Source organism: Pseudooceanicola profundi (assembly GCF_050897955.1).
Taxonomy (GTDB): domain Bacteria; phylum Pseudomonadota; class Alphaproteobacteria; order Rhodobacterales; family Rhodobacteraceae; genus Pseudooceanicola.
The window spans coordinates 1,313,053-1,327,399 of sequence record NZ_JBPAXZ010000001.1 but is presented as its reverse complement, the minus strand read 5'-3'; the positions used below and the strand labels follow the sequence as shown (position 1 = coordinate 1,327,399).

Annotated in this window: 14 protein-coding genes; 8 read left to right on the top strand and 6 right to left on the bottom strand. The window is 64.2% G+C overall.

Annotated features, from left to right (window positions below):
* Positions 1 to 24 precede the first annotated feature (24 nt).
* Positions 25 to 2,046 carry a M3 family metallopeptidase gene (locus ACRARG_RS06605; protein ID WP_432689199.1) on the top strand — a complete coding sequence of 674 codons (2,022 nt, stop codon included), beginning with the start codon at positions 25 to 27 and terminating at the stop codon, positions 2,044 to 2,046.
* Here the strand turns inward: ACRARG_RS06605 and ACRARG_RS06600 are convergent.
* The 5 genes from ACRARG_RS06600 to ACRARG_RS06580 all read right to left on the bottom strand — a co-directional run bounded on the left by ACRARG_RS06600 (position 2,043) and on the right by ACRARG_RS06580 (position 7,129).
* Positions 2,043 to 3,377, bottom strand: coding sequence for an aspartate aminotransferase family protein (locus ACRARG_RS06600; RefSeq protein ID WP_432689198.1), 1,335 nt, complete (start codon positions 3,375 to 3,377; stop codon positions 2,043 to 2,045). The genes ACRARG_RS06605 and ACRARG_RS06600 overlap by 4 nt on opposite strands.
* Positions 3,378 to 3,489: 112 nt before the next feature.
* Positions 3,490 to 4,284, bottom strand: coding sequence for an NAD-dependent epimerase/dehydratase family protein (locus tag ACRARG_RS06595; RefSeq protein WP_432689197.1), 795 nt, complete (start codon positions 4,282 to 4,284; stop codon positions 3,490 to 3,492).
* An 11-nt stretch (positions 4,285 to 4,295) separates the two neighbouring features.
* Positions 4,296 to 5,573, bottom strand: coding sequence for a TRAP transporter large permease (locus tag ACRARG_RS06590; RefSeq protein WP_432689196.1), 1,278 nt, complete (start codon positions 5,571 to 5,573; stop codon positions 4,296 to 4,298).
* Positions 5,573 to 6,091: a TRAP transporter small permease gene (locus ACRARG_RS06585; protein ID WP_432689195.1), complete on the bottom strand. Its 519-nt coding sequence runs from the start codon at positions 6,089 to 6,091 to the stop codon at positions 5,573 to 5,575. Before ACRARG_RS06585 ends, ACRARG_RS06590 begins: the two co-directional genes overlap by 1 nt.
* 63 nt (positions 6,092 to 6,154) lie before the next feature.
* Positions 6,155 to 7,129, bottom strand: a complete 975-nt coding sequence (locus ACRARG_RS06580) for a TRAP transporter substrate-binding protein (RefSeq protein ID WP_432689194.1) — start codon at positions 7,127 to 7,129, stop codon at positions 6,155 to 6,157.
* A gap of 150 nt (positions 7,130 to 7,279) precedes the next feature.
* On the opposite strand from ACRARG_RS06580, the gene ACRARG_RS06575 reads away from it, so the two are divergent.
* From ACRARG_RS06575 to ACRARG_RS06565, 3 genes are all read left to right on the top strand, one after another.
* Positions 7,280 to 8,017: a FadR/GntR family transcriptional regulator gene (locus ACRARG_RS06575; RefSeq protein ID WP_432689193.1), complete on the top strand. Its 738-nt coding sequence runs from the start codon at positions 7,280 to 7,282 to the stop codon at positions 8,015 to 8,017.
* A 131-nt stretch (positions 8,018 to 8,148) separates the two neighbouring features.
* A complete protein-coding gene (locus ACRARG_RS06570) occupies positions 8,149 to 9,288 on the top strand; it encodes a mandelate racemase/muconate lactonizing enzyme family protein (RefSeq protein WP_432689192.1) in 1,140 nt (379 codons plus the stop codon).
* A complete protein-coding gene (locus tag ACRARG_RS06565) occupies positions 9,285 to 10,139 on the top strand; it encodes an amidohydrolase family protein (RefSeq protein ID WP_432689191.1) in 855 nt (284 codons plus the stop codon). The genes ACRARG_RS06570 and ACRARG_RS06565 overlap by 4 nt, the downstream gene beginning before the upstream one ends.
* 76 nt (positions 10,140 to 10,215) lie before the next feature.
* On the opposite strand, the gene ACRARG_RS06560 is transcribed toward ACRARG_RS06565, so the two are convergent.
* Positions 10,216 to 10,899, bottom strand: coding sequence for a metal-dependent hydrolase (locus tag ACRARG_RS06560; protein ID WP_432689190.1), 684 nt, complete (start codon positions 10,897 to 10,899; stop codon positions 10,216 to 10,218).
* A gap of 68 nt (positions 10,900 to 10,967) precedes the next feature.
* On the opposite strand from ACRARG_RS06560, the gene ACRARG_RS06555 reads away from it, so the two are divergent.
* The 4 genes from ACRARG_RS06555 (at position 10,968) to ACRARG_RS06540 (ending at position 14,272) form a co-directional block, all read left to right on the top strand.
* A complete protein-coding gene (locus tag ACRARG_RS06555) occupies positions 10,968 to 11,618 on the top strand; it encodes a ceramidase domain-containing protein (RefSeq protein ID WP_432689189.1) in 651 nt (216 codons plus the stop codon).
* Positions 11,619 to 11,673: 55 nt separating this feature from the next.
* Positions 11,674 to 11,961, top strand: coding sequence for an Asp-tRNA(Asn)/Glu-tRNA(Gln) amidotransferase subunit GatC (gene gatC, locus ACRARG_RS06550; protein WP_432689188.1), 288 nt, complete (start codon positions 11,674 to 11,676; stop codon positions 11,959 to 11,961).
* Entirely contained in the window at positions 11,958 to 13,445 is a 1,488-nt protein-coding gene (gatA, locus tag ACRARG_RS06545; protein WP_432689187.1) for an Asp-tRNA(Asn)/Glu-tRNA(Gln) amidotransferase subunit GatA, read from the top strand. The genes gatC and gatA overlap by 4 nt, the downstream gene beginning before the upstream one ends.
* Positions 13,446 to 13,510: 65 nt before the next feature.
* Entirely contained in the window at positions 13,511 to 14,272 is a 762-nt protein-coding gene (locus ACRARG_RS06540) for a hypothetical protein (protein ID WP_432689186.1), read from the top strand.
* Positions 14,273 to 14,347 lie beyond the last annotated feature (75 nt).

Sequence of the window (14,347 nt, the reverse complement as noted above, 5' to 3'; positions counted from 1 at the left end):
GTTCTGGGGCAAAGGAGTTCTGCCATGACCAATCCGTTGCTTGCGCCCTGGGACACGCCATTTGCCCTGCCGCCCTTTTCCGAGATTTCCGACGAGGACTACGCCCCCGCGCTGGAGACCGCGCTGATCGAGCATAATGCGGAGATCGCGGCGATCATCGCCAATCCGGATGCGCCCGATTTCGAGAATACGATCGCGGCGCTGGAAGGCTCAGGAGAAGCGCTGGACAAGGTGCTGTCGGCGTTCTTTGCGGTGAGCGGGGCGGATGCGACCGACCGGCGGCAGGAGCTGCAGCGGACGTTTTCGCCGAAACTGGCCAAGCATTTCGCCGATATCTCCGGCAATCCGGCGCTTTATGCGCGGATCAAGGCGGTCTGGGACCGGCGGGATGAGCTGGGGCTGGATGCGCAGGATGCGCGGCAGCTTTTCCTCGTGCATCGCGGCTATGTCCGGTCCGGCGCGGCGCTGACCGGGGCTGAGGCCGACCGGATGAAGGAGATCAAGGAACGGCTGGCCGTTCTGGGCACGGAATTCACGCAGAACCTGCTGGCGGATGAGCGCGACTGGGCGATGGATCTGGCAGAGGCCGATCTGGAAGGCCTGCCGGAGTTCCTGATCGATGCGGCGCGGGCCGCGGGCGAAGAAAAGGGGCGGGAGGGGCCGGTGATTACCCTGTCGCGGTCGCTTGTGGTGCCGTTTCTGCAGTTTTCGCCCCGGCGGGAGCTGCGGCAGAAGGCCTATGAGGCCTGGACCGCGCGCGGCGCCTTTGGCGGCAAGACCGACAACCGGGCCATTGCGGCGGAGATCCTGGCGCTGCGGGAGGAGCGCGCCAAGCTGCTCGGCTATGAGAATTTCGCGCGCTACAAGCTGGATACGGAGATGGCGGGCACGCCCGACAATGTCCGCAAGCTTCTGATGGATGTCTGGGCCCCGGCCAAGGCGCAGGCGCTGGCCGATCAGGATGTGCTGGCGGGCATGGCGGCGGAAGATGGCGTCAACGGGCCGTTTGGCGGCTGGGACTGGCGTTATTACGCAGAGAAGCGGCGCAAAGCGGAGCATGACCTCGATGAGGCGGCGATCAAATCCTACTTCCAGCTGGAGAAGATGATCGAGGCCGCCTTTGCCTGCGCGACGCGGCTTTTCGGACTGGAATTCAAAGAGTTGGAGATCGAGAGCTATCACCCGGACGTGCGCTCCTTTGAGGTGACGCGGGGCGGGGAACATGTGGCGATCTTCCTGGGCGATTATTTCGCGCGGGGGACGAAACGGTCGGGCGCCTGGTGTTCGGCGATCCGCTCGCAGGCCGTGCGGCCCCGCGAACAGGCGCCCGTGGTGGTCAATGTCTGCAACTTTGCCAAGCCGCCGAAGGGCAAGCCTGCGCTCTTGTCCTATGACGATGCGCGGACGCTGTTCCACGAATTTGGCCATGCGCTGCACCAGATGCTGTCGGATGTGCGGTGGGAGGGCGTCTCGGGCACCTCGGTCGCGCGGGACTTTGTCGAGCTGCCCTCGCAGCTTTACGAGCACTGGCTGGAAGTGCCCGAGGTGCTGAAGGAATTCGCCCTGCATGCGGAGACGGGAGAGCCGATGCCGCAGGCCATGCTCGACAAGGTGCTGGGGGCGGCGAATTTCGACATGGGCTTCCAGACGGTGGAATATGTGGCCTCTGCCCTGGTCGACTTGGAATTCCACGATGGCGCGGCGCCGGAAGAGCCGATGGCGATGCAGGCGGAGGTGCTGAAGAAGCTCGGCATGCCCTCGGCCATCGCGATGCGCCATGCGACGCCGCAATTCGCGCATGTCTTCTCCGGTGACGGCTATTCCTCGGGTTATTACAGCTACATGTGGTCCGAGGTGATGGATGCCGATGCCTTTGCCGCCTTTGAGGAGGCGGGCAATGCCTTCGATCCTGCGGTGGCCAAATCGCTGGAGGAAAACATCCTGTCGAAAGGCGGATCGGAAGAGGCGGCGGAGCTTTACGAACGCTTCCGGGGTCGCCTGCCGGGGGTCGAGGCGCTGCTGAAGGGGCGGGGTCTGGCGGCCTAGGCCGCGTCCGCGCCCGCCAGAGCGGCGTCGAGCCCGTCGCCCAGCAGGTCCACGATCCGGTCGATCTGGTCTTCGGTGACGGTATAGGGCGGGGCGACCAGAACGTGGTCGCCCGCTATCCCATCTGCCGTGCCGGAGCCGGGATAGACCAGCAGGCCAATGTCGCGGCAGGCGTCGAACACCATCGTGGCCATCATCCGTTCGACGGGAAACGGGGTCTTGTCGTCGCGGTCCGTGACGATCTCGATCGCCTGAAAAAGGCCGCGTCCCCGGATGTTCCCGACATGGGGGTGATTGCCGAAACGGGCGTTGAGCCGTTGTGCCAGATAGCTTCCCATCGGGGCCACGCGATCCGCCAGCCCGTCCTTTGCGATGACCTGCTGCACGGCCAGCGCGGCGGCGCAGGCAACGGGATGGGCCATATAGGTATGGCCGTGGATAAAGCTCTGACCGGCCTCGATAAAGGCATCATAGACGGCGGCGGTGCACATGGCCGCCGCAATGGGCTGATAGCCGCCGCCCAGCCCCTTGCCGAGCGTGACGATATCCGGCGCGATCCCCTCCGCTTCAATGGCGAAGAAGGGGCCGCAGCGGTACACGCCGCACATGATCTCGTCGATGATCAGCAGCACGCCGTAGCGGTCGCAGATCTCGCGGATACGTTTGAAATAGCCGGGGGCCGGGGGGACGCAGCCGGTGGTGGCGCCAACCACGGTTTCGGCGATGAAGGCGGCGACCGTGTCGGGGCCGAGGCGCAGGATCTCCGCCTCAAGGCTGTCGGCGGCGCGGCGGCCGTAGTCCTCCGGCGTCTCGCCGGGCAGGGCGTGGCGATATTCGAAACAGGGATCGACAAGGTGCGCTTCGGTCATCAGCGGCAGATAGGGCAGGCGGCGGCCCATATTGCCCCCCCGGGCCAGCGCGCCCAGCGTATTGCCGTGATAGCTCTGACGGCGGCCGATGATGTGGATGCGGCTCTCCTCGCCTCGGGCTAGGTGGTAGCCGCGCGCCATTTTTATCGCGGTCTCAACCGCTTCGGAGCCACTGCTGACGATGTAGGCCTTGTCGAGCGGCAGGGGCGTGGCGGCACAGAGCAGGTCCGCCAGCGCCTCTGCCGGGGGGGAGGTGAAGGCGACGGTATGGGCATATTCCAGCGTCGACGCCTGTTTGGTCATCGCCGCCACCACGCGCGGATCGGCATGGCCGATGCAGCTGACCGCCGCCCCACCGGTGCTGTCGATGTAAACACGCCCGTCTTCATCCGTGATCTCGATGCCGCTGGCGGCGGTGGCCAGCGTCGGGCGTGTGCGCGTACGGTGGAAGACGTGGGTCATGCGGGTGTCCTCGGGGCCGGTGGGGCCACGGGGATATGGTCGGGGGCCATCGGGGGAAGGTCAAGCGGGCGAGGCCGGATTGAAGCGATCCGGCCCGCCATCCGGCACGATGTCAGCCTTTATGGATCGGCTCTTCGGTGAACTTGCCGCCGTGGTAGACGCTTTCGGGCGCATCCGCTGCGGGGCGGGGGGCGGCGGCTTCGACCTCGGCCCGGTAGGCTTCGGAATTGTCCTTGGGGCGCCAGCCGATCAGCTTGGCCGTCTCGGTGTTCCACCAGCCCTCGTCATTGTCCGATACGCCCCAGATCACCGGGCAGCCCAGCATCGGCACGCGAAAGACGCATTCGACCAGCGAGATGAAATCGTCCGGCGACATCCAGGTGCCCAGCATCCGCCGGTCGCGCGGTTTTTCAAAGCAGGAGCCGATGCGGATCAGCGCAGTCTCCTGCCCGAATTTGGAATGGTAGAGGGAGGCCAGCGACTCCCCGAAGCATTTCGAGACACCGTAGAGCCCGTCGGGCTTCATCGGCATCCTGGTGTCGATAACCTCGTCCTGCTTGTAATAGCCGATGGTGTGGTTCGACGAGGCAAAGAAGATGCGCGGCATGCCATGGGCGCGGGCGGCCTCATAGAGGTTGTAGACGCCGGTGATATTGCCGCGCTGGATCATGTCCCACGGCCGTTCCACCGAGACACCGCCAAGGTGCAGGATACCGTCGCAGCCCGCGACAAGGTCCATAACCGCCTGTTCGTCGCCCAGATCGCAGGTCACGACCTCTTCGTTCGGGCCCGCGGGCTCCATCTCCGAGATATCGGAGAGGCGGATCGTCTCGGCCAGATGACCCAGACGAGCGCGGGCGAGTTTGCCGAGATTGCCGGCAGCGCCGGTGATGAGCAGTCGTTTCAAAGCGTCGGCTCCTATTTCAAGAGGTTGGGCAAGGTCATGGAGAAGGCGGGTACATAGGTGACCAGCATCAGCGCCACGAGGATGGCCGCGTAGAAGGGCCAGATGGTTTTCACGGCCTGTTCGATCCGGATACCGCCCACGACACAGCCCACGAAGAGACAGGCGCCCACCGGCGGGGTGCAGAGGCCGAGGCCGAGGTTCATCATCATGATGACGCCGAACTGGATCGGGTCCATGCCAAGGCCCACGACCACGGGCAGGAAGATCGGCGTACAGATCAGGATGAGCGCGGCCATATCCATGATCATGCCCAGAACCAGCAGGGTCAGGTTCAGCAGCAGCAGGATCACAATCGGGTTGGAGGAGATCGAGGTGACGAAGGTCGCGAGGTTATCGGGCACCCGGTAGAGCGCGAGCAAATAGGCAAAGGAGGAGGCCGTGGCGACCAGCAGCATGACAAGCGCCGTGGTGCGCACCGCTGCGGTGACGGCCAGTTTGAAGCCCGGCCAGCTGAGTTCGCGGTAGACGAAGATGGTGACCAGCAGGGCCCAGATCGCTCCGAAGGCGCCGGATTCCGTGACGGTCATCACGCCCGAGAGCACGCCGCCGACGATGATCACGGCGGTCAGCAGACCCGGGATCGCCACAGCGAAGTTGAGGAGCAGGGCGCGCCAGCCGGGGAATTCCTCCGACGGGTAGCCACGCTTGACGGCGATATACCAGGCCACAACGCCAAGGCAGAGGCACATGAGGACGCCCGGGATGATCCCGGCAATGAAGAGCTGGCTGACCGAAATGCCGCCCGCCGCCACCGCGTAGAGGATCATATTATGCGAGGGCGGGATGACGACGCCTGCGACTGACGAGGTCACGGTCACGTTCACCGCGTAATCGGCATCGTAACCTTTTTCCTTCATCACCGGCATGAGGATCGCACCCAGGGCCGAGGTATCGGCCACGGCGGAGCCCGAGATGCCGCCGAAGAGCATGGAGGAGGCCACATTGACCACGCCCAGCCCGCCGCGCGACTTGCCCACGGCAGAGGCCGCGAGGCGGACGAGGCGGCCGGCGATCCCGCCCTGCATCATCAGCTCTCCGGCGAAGATGAAGAAGGGGATGGCCAGCAGGGAGAAGACGGAGATGCCAGACAGGATCCGCTGGAAGCCGATGAAGAGCGGCAGGCCTTCGTAGAGAAAGCCGCCGACGGTGGCGATGCCAAGCGCAAAGGCCACGGGCATGCCGGATATGAGGCCGAGGAAGAAAAGTCCAAAAAGGATTGCGAGGCCCATCAGAGGTCCGCCGGGTCTTGGCCGCGCGCAAGCGTGGCGAGGTGATAGAGGGAGTAAAAGATACTGAGGATACCACAGATCATCATCGGCACGGCGCGCCAGCCTTCGGCGATGGCGAGCATCGGGATGCGGCGCTTCCATGTCTTGCCCGCCAGCTCATAGCCGTACCAGGCGAGGTAGGCGGCGAAGATCAGCACGCCGATCACAGCGATCCAGCGCAGCGGGATGCGGATCGGCATGGGGAGCATCTCGCGCACGAAGTCGATCGACAGATGCGCCTTGTTCCAGACGCCCGCCGCACCGCCGAGGAAGGTGATCCAGACCACCAGCAGGAGCGCAGCCTGTTCCACCCAGGTGGGCGTGTCGTTCAGGATGTAGCGGCCGAAAACGAGCCAGCCGAAGATGGCAATCAGCGTGACCAGCTGCACGCCTGCAACGAGGATGCAGAGCCGTGCGGAAAGGTCCAGCGCCCGGTAGACCGGGTCACGGGCAGGGGGGGTGATGTCGGGATGCGTCATCCGGGTCTCCGGCGTGAAAAAGCCCCGGCCAGACTGCGGCCGGGGCCATCCGTGTCAAGCCATTCAGCTGGTGGCCTGAATGTCTTTGATCAGCTGTTCCAGATCAGGATTGGCTTCGATGAAACCTTCGTAGACCGGGCCCATCTTGTTCTGGAAGGCAGCGGGGTCCTTGACCTCGTTGATCTGGGCGCCGGCGGCTTCGACTTTCTCGCGGCTTTTCATTTCGCGGTCGGCCCAGAGGCTGCGCTGCTCTTCCGCGGCATTGACCGCGGCCTCTTTGACGATGGCCTTGTCCTCATCCGAAAGCCCATCCCAGGTCGCGGTGGAGACGCAGAGGCATTCCGGGATGATCAGGTGGTTGGTGATGGAGTAGTATTTCGCCACTTCGAAATGGTTGGAGCTGTCATAGGAGGGATAGTTGTTCTCCGCCCCGTCGATCACGCCGGTCTTGAGCGACTGGTAGACCTCGCCATAGGCCATGGGCGTGGCGTTGCCGCCCAGCTGGTCGACCATATTGACGTAGAGGTCGTTGTTCATAACCCGGAATTTCATGCCTGCGACGTCTTCGGGCGTCTCGATCGGGTGCTTGGTGTTGTAGAAGGAGCGGGAGCCGCTGTCGAACCAGCTGAGCGCGACAAGGCCTTCCTCTGCCAGAGCGTCAGAGAAACGCTGACCGATCTCTCCGTCCATGACCTTGTGCATCTGGTCGACGTCTTTGAAGATGAAGGGCAGCGACAGAACGTTGGTGGCGGGCACGATCTGACCCATCGGGCCCATGTTGAAATTTGCGAAATCGAGGCCGCCGTTGCGGACCTGTTCGATCGCATCGGGCTGATCGCCGAGGACAGCGTTGTGATAGACCTGCGGTTCAATCCGGCCTTCTGTCTTTTCCGCCACTTCCTTGGCGAAGCCCTCCAGTGCGATGGAGTTGGGATATCCTTCCGGATGAATATTCCAGCCGCGCCACTGATCGGCAAGGGCGGGTGCGGCGGCCAGCGCGGCGATTGCGCAGGACAGCGCGATACGAGTGAATGACATTTGGTTTCCTCCCAGGTGTCAGACGATGTGAACGTCGGTTTGCAGGGTATGCGGAATCATCATACAACTTGTCAATACATCTGATGCATTCGGGATCGTTTGACAAAACCCCTGTCATTCCGCTTATGTTCCGGCCAGAGGAATTTCGTCATGACGCAGAACCCGACCGAAAACACCGCGCCCCGCATCCGGCGGAACCTAGTTGCCGAGGTTGTGCAGGAATTGCGCGACAAGATCGAAGGCGGGGTGTTCGTCGTGGGCGACAGGCTGCCCACCGAGGCGCAGCTGACGGAACGGTTTTCCGTGTCGCGGACTGTGGTGCGTGAGGCGATAGCGACGCTGCGCGCGGATGGTCTGGTGGAGCCGCGGCAAGGCTCCGGCGTCTTTGTGCTGGAGCCGGCAGAGCAGGTTCAGCGGCCGTTCCAGATTGTCGATTTTGACAAGATTTCCTCTATTATCGAAATGCTTGAGCTGCGTGCAGCTGTAGAGATGGAGGCGGCGGCTCTGGCGGCCGCGCGCCGGTCTCCGGCGCAGGAAGAAGAGATTTACGAGGCGGAAAAGACGATCCGCGCACTCGCCAACAGGGGCGAGACCACATCTGAGGCCGACCTGCAATTCCACCGCGCAATTGCCCGCGCCACGAATAACCCCCGGTTTACTGAATTTCTGGACCTGATGGGGCAGTCGGTGATCCCGCGTTCGGCCTTGCAGGCTTCGGGCGCGGGGCGCAGTTCCGATGCCTATATCGCGCTGATCTCTGCCGAACACCGGGCGATTGCCGATGCAATTGCGGCGGGCGATGCCCAGGCCGCACGGGATGCGATGCGGAAACATCTGCGGGGCAGCCAGCAGAGATATCGCGGGCTTCTGCGCGGACCTGCAGAATAGATCATACAAATTATTGACACTTGTCCGGTGTCTCGGCTAGCCCTGAGCCCGGCGGGTCCGGGGCATGGGCCCGTAGCCATGGCCTATTCTGGGAGGAAGAGGTGCCCGGATTCAGCGGGCCCGATAACATCATGAAGATCGACGCAATCCGCACCCACCTTTTGGAACACCGGCTGCAAACGGCTTTTGAAAGCGCGTCGATGCGGTTTGATCGCCGGCAGCATCTGCTGGTCGAGATCATCTGCGATGACGGCACGGTGGGCTGGGGCGAATGCCTGGGGCCGGCACGGGCCAATCGTGCGGTCGTGGAAACCTATGCGGACTGGCTGGTTGGCATGGATCCGCTGGAGACGGAGAAAATCTGGGCCACGCTTTATAACGCGCTGCGCGATCAGGGGCAGCGCGGGCTGACGGTCACGGCCCTGTCCGGGATCGACGTGGCGCTCTGGGATATCAAGGGCAAAAGGTTCGGCGTGCCGGTCTCAACCCTGCTGGGAGGGCGGTTCCGCGACAGCGTGCGGGCCTATGCGACGGGCGCCTTCAAGCGCGATGGCGTGGACCGGGTGACAGATAACGCGGAGGAGGCGGCCCGGCACCGGGTGGCCGGCTTCCACGCGATGAAGATCAAGATCGGCTTCGGCTTTGACGAGGACATGGCGGTCATCGCCGCCGTGCGGGAGGCCCTGGGCCCGGACATGCGGCTGATGATCGACGGCAACCATGGCTATGACACGGTGGAGGCCATCCGCATTGGCCGGGCCGCGGCGGAGTATGGCATCGACTGGTTCGAGGAGCCGGTGACGCCTGAACATCTGTCGGCCTATCGGGAAGTCCGGGAGAAACAGCCGATCCCCGTTGCGGGCGGTGAGACATGGCACACCCGCTGGGGCATGCGCGAACCGGTGGAGAGCCGGGCGGTGGATATCCTGCAGCCCGACCTCTGCGGTTGCGGCGGCTTTACGGAGATCAAGCGGATCGCCGATCTGGCCTCTGTCCACAATATACGCGTGGTGCCGCATGTCTGGGGGACGGCGGTGCAGATCGCCGCGTCGCTGCAGTTTATGGCGGCGATGGTTCCGAACCCGGTCCGGCTGAAGCCGGTGGAACCCATTCTGGAATTCGACCGAACCGACAATCCGTTCCGGCAGGCCGTTGTGACGCAGCCCATCGACCATCTGAATGGTGTGGTGACGATCCCCGACGGGCCCGGCCTCGGGATTGAGATCAACCGTGACACACTCTGGGATTTTGCCCCGAAGGAGGATAGATGATTGACCGCAAACTGACCGGCGCCGCGCCGGCGATCAAGTTGCCCAAGGGCGCCATCGACAGCCAGAGCCATATATTCCTGCCCGGCTATCCCGCATTGCCCGGTGGTCCGGGCAATCCGCCCGATCCGCTGCCGACGCCTGAGATGTATCTGGAGATGGCAAAATGGCTGGGGATCGACCGCGTCGTCATCACGCAGGGCAATGCGCAACAGGGCGACAATTCCTGTCTGCTGGCGGTGCTGGAGAAGATGGGCGCCATGGCCAAGGGCGTGGGCGTCATCGATGGCGATACCTCCGAGGCAGAGCTAGACCGGCTGAGCGATGGCGGCATCGTGGGCGCACGGATCATGGATCTGAACGGCGGTGCCGTGGGGCTTGAGGCGCTTGAGGCCGTGGACGAGAAGGCCGCCGCGCGGGGCTGGATCATGGCGGTTCAGTTCAACGGCTCGGACATTCTGGACCATGAGGCGCGGCTGGCCGGGCTGAAATCGCGCTGGATTCTCGATCATCACGGCAAATTTTTCCGGGGCGCCGCCCCCGACGGGCCCGAGGTTGCGGCCGTGAAACGTCTGATCGACGGTGGCAATTGCTGGTTCAAGCTGGCGGGCTGTTATGAAAGCTCGCAGACCGGCGCGCCTTATGAAGATATTGCCGCGGTGGCGCGGGTGATCGCCGCACATGCGTCGGACCGGCTGCTCTGGGGGACAAACTGGCCGCATAACCTGGCCAAGACGACGGAGGAATATCCTGACGACGGGCTGCTTCTGGATACGGTGCTGGGCTGGCTCGATGCGGAGACGCAGAAAAAGGCCGTGCTGGACAATCCGGAAGAATTTTTCGGGTTTTCCTGAGGGCCGCTTCTGACGCCGGAAAGACAAAGGGCAGCATCTGCATGCTGCCCTTTTTCGTGGTCCATGATGGGCCGGATCAGAGGTCGATCGTGCCCAGAACCTCCGGCTCCACCACATCGACGCCGGGAAGGGCATCCTTGAGGGGCTGCGCGCTCTGCTCCAGCACCGGGAAGGTCTTGTAGTGGCAGGGGATCAGCGTCTTGAAGTCAAAGAAGGTCTTGGCCGCATAGGCCGCCCGCTTCATGTCCATCGTGTAGAAGCCGCCGCAGCAGAGGATGCCGATATCCGGATTGTGCAGGTCGTTGAACACCTTCATGTCGGCCATGACGTCGGTATCGCCGGAGAAGTAGATCGTGTGGCCTTCGCCCTCGATCATGAAGCCGGCCTCGCTTCCGGCATAGACGCCGTCTGGGGTGGCCGAGGAATGGGTGGCATTGACCATCGTCACCTTGACCTCTCCGATGGAGATCGTGCCGCCCTTGTTGAAGCCGGTTGTGGTCTCAACGCCCTGTCCGGCGACATAGGCCATCAGTTCTACCATGCCGGAGACGGGCAGGCCCTTGTCCTTGGCAATCGTGCAGGCGTCGCCCACGTGGTCGCCATGGCCGTGGGACAACAGGATATGGGTGACGCCATCGGTTGCCTCGGCCATGCGGTCTGACGGGAAGACGGGGCTTCCGGTCAGGAAGGGGTCGATCAGGAGCGTTTCGCCCGCGATCTCGATCTTAAAGCCGGAATGGCCAAGCCAGGTGATTTTCATGAGGTCCTCTCCTATCTCTTGGGGCATAGCCTAGCGCGGGAATGTGACAAGGGAAGGCCGGGAAAAGCATGGACTGGACTGCATCCGTAGACGGCTATTGCGAAAGGCTGGGGCCGGAGGTCTGGGCAGAGCCGCTGAATGCGGTGACAAATCTGGCCTTTGTTATCGCCGGGCTCTGGGTCTGGCGGCGCGGGACGCCGGGGCCGGTGCGGGTGCTGGCGGCGTTGTTGATCGCCATCGGGGTCGGGTCGGGGTTGTTTCACACGCTGGCTGTCCGCTGGGCGGGCGTGGCGGATGTGCTGCCGATCCTCTTCTACGTGCTGGCCTATATCTTCTTTGCCAACCGGTATTACTGGCGGCTGCGGCCGGTCTGGGCCGGGGCTGTGACGCTTGGGTTCTTTCCCTATGCCGCCGCCACCGTGCCGCTCTTCGGGCTGGTGCCGGGGCTCGGGTCCTCCGCAGGCTATGCGCCGATCCCGCTGCTGATATTTGGCTATGCTCTGGCGCTTTGGCGGCGGCTGCCAGAGGTCGCGCGGGGGCTTGCCATCGGGGCGGCGATCCTGTGCCTCTCGATCCTCTTCCGGGCGCTCGACATGCCGCTCTGTTCCGGCTGGCCGCGGGGCACGCATTTCCTGTGGCACCTGCTGAATGCCGTCATGCTGGCATGGATGGCCGAGGTGTTGCGGCGCCACCTTGCGGGGGCGGGCGGAGGGCGGTAAACCACCCCGGATTGAGACCCGCCCGAAGAACCAGCCCGAAGAAGGGGAGACCCCCATGTCCATCGATGAAGGCACCGCCGCGCGCGTGGCCAAGCTTGCCCGGATCAAGGTCGAGGAGGCCGATCTGCCGGCGCTCGCACAGGAATTCAACACCATCCTCGGCTTCATCGAACAGCTGAACGAGGTCGATGTCGAAGGCGTGGAGCCGATGACCTCTGTCACGCCGATGCGGCTGAAGCGGCGCGAGGACGTGGTCACGGATGGAGAACAGCAGGACAAGGTCCTGTCGAATGCGCCGGATGCGCGGGAAGGGTTCTTTGCAGTGCCGAAGGTGGTCGAATGAGCGAGCTGACGAAACTGACGATCGCGGCGGCGCGGGATGCGCTGCGCAAGGGCGAGGTGACCTCGGTCGAGCTGACGGAGGCCTGCCTGACGGCCATCGACGGCGCCGATGCGCTGAACGCCTTCGTGCACAAGACGCCGGAGATCGCGCGGGAGCGTGCGGCGGCGGCGGATACCCGGATCAAGGCGGGCGAGGCGCCCGCGATGTGCGGCATCCCGGTGGGGATCAAGGACCTCTTCTGCACCAAGGGCGCGCCCAGCCAAGCAGCCTCCCGCATTCTTGAAGGCTTCCTGCCGGAATACGAGTCGACGGTCAGCCAGAACCTGATCGACGCGGGCGCGGTCATGCTGGGCAAGCTCAACATGGACGAATTCGCCATGGGCTCGTCGAACGAGACCTCGGTCTATGGCAATGCGGTGAACCCCTGGCGGCGTGGCAATGACGACACGGCGCTGACGCCCGGCGGGTCGTCGGGCGGCTCGGCTGCGGCCGTGGCGGCGGACCTTTGCCTTGCGGCGACGGGCACGGATACCGGCGGGTCGATCCGCCAGCCTGCGGCCTTCACCGGCATTACGGGGATCAAGCCGACCTACGGGCGCTGTTCCCGCTGGGGCGTGGTGGCCTTTGCCTCTTCGCTGGATCAGGCGGGGCCCATGACCAAGGATGTGCGCGATGCGGCGATCATGCTGCAGGCCATGTGTTCGCATGACCCGAAGGATTCGACCTCCGTCGATTTCCCGGTCCCGGATTTCGAGGCCGCGCTGACCGGCGATATCCGTGGCAAGACGATCGGTATCCCCAAGGAATACCGGATGGAGGGCATGCCGGAGGAGATCGACCAGCTCTGGACCCGCGGCAAGGAGATGCTGGCGGATGCGGGGGCGAAGGTTGTCGATATCTCTCTGCCCCATACCAAATACGCGCTGCCGGCCTATTACGTGATCGCCCCGGCGGAGGCGTCCTCGAACCTCGCACGTTATGACGGGGTGCGCTACGGCCACCGCGCGAAGCTGGCGCAGGGTGATGGCATCACGGAGATGTACGAAAAGACCCGGGCCGAGGGCTTTGGCCATGAGGTGCAGCGCCGCGTGATGGTCGGGACCTATGTGCTGTCGGCCGGGTTCTACGACGCCTATTACAACCGGGCGCGCCGGGTGCGGACGCTGATCAAGCAGGATTTCGAGCAGGCCTTTGCCGCCGGTGTCGATGCGATCCTGACGCCCGCGACGCCGTCCTCGGCCTTTGGACTGGGCGAGATGACGGATGCCGATCCGGTGCAGATGTATCTCAACGACGTGTTCACGGTGACGGTGAACCTGGCGGGCCTGCCGGGGATCAGCGTGCCTGCGGGCGTGGACCGTCAGGGCCTGCCCATGGGGCTGCAGCTGATCGGGCGGCCCTGGGAAGAGGCGGATCTGCTGAATACGGCCTATGCGCTGGAAAATGCAGCCGGTTTTGTGGCGAAGCCTGCCAAGTGGTGGTAGGCTTTTGGCCAATCAAGGCCCGGATCGCCGGGCGAGCAGCGGATAATCGGATCATGGATATGTCGATGAAACAGATGCGCCTTGGCCTTTCGGCACTGGCCCTTGCGGGGCTGGCGGCCTGTCAGCCCGCGGTTCCGGACAGCGGGGCGGGCGTGGGATTTGGCGACTATGCCGAATACCAGCGTCAACGTGAGGCGCAGCTTGCGGGGCAGAACAACGGCATGGCCATTCCGGCCGCGCCGGTGGTCAGCGCGCAGCCGCTTGATGCAACAGGATCGACCTTCCCGGGCACCACGTCTTCGGACGATACGGGCGACTCGGCCGAGGATATCGCAGCGGAAACCCGGGCTGCGCTGGGTCAGGCAGAGGTCAATTCCGGCGTGACGCCGCTGAATGCCAGCCCGTCGAACCCGGAGCCGGCCCCGGTGGTGGTCAATAATATCGGTATCTCGAATGAAAACGACTTTGATGCGGTTGGAGAGCAGCGGTCCATCGCGGATGACAAGGCGCTGATCGCGCAGAACCGGGCGAATTACACGCAGGTTCAGCCCTCGGCCCTGCCGACGCGGACGGATACGGGGCCAAACATCGTGGCCTATGCTTTGCAGACCTCGCATAATCCGGGCCAGGCGCAGTACCGGCGGACCAGCCTGCTGGGCAACCGCTCTGGCGCCAATTGCGCCAAGTTCCCCTCGCCGGATCTGGCACAGACCGAGTTCCTGAAATCCGGCGGGCCTGAGAGGGACCGCAAGGGGCTGGACCCGGATGGCGACGGCTTTGCCTGCACCTGGGATCCGCGCCCCTTCCGCAAGGCCGCGGGCGGCTGAGCTTGGCTGACGGCGGCACCCGGCATCCCGGGGCCCGCTGGGTGGCGTCGGGCAATTTCGGTGCGCGCCGTCATG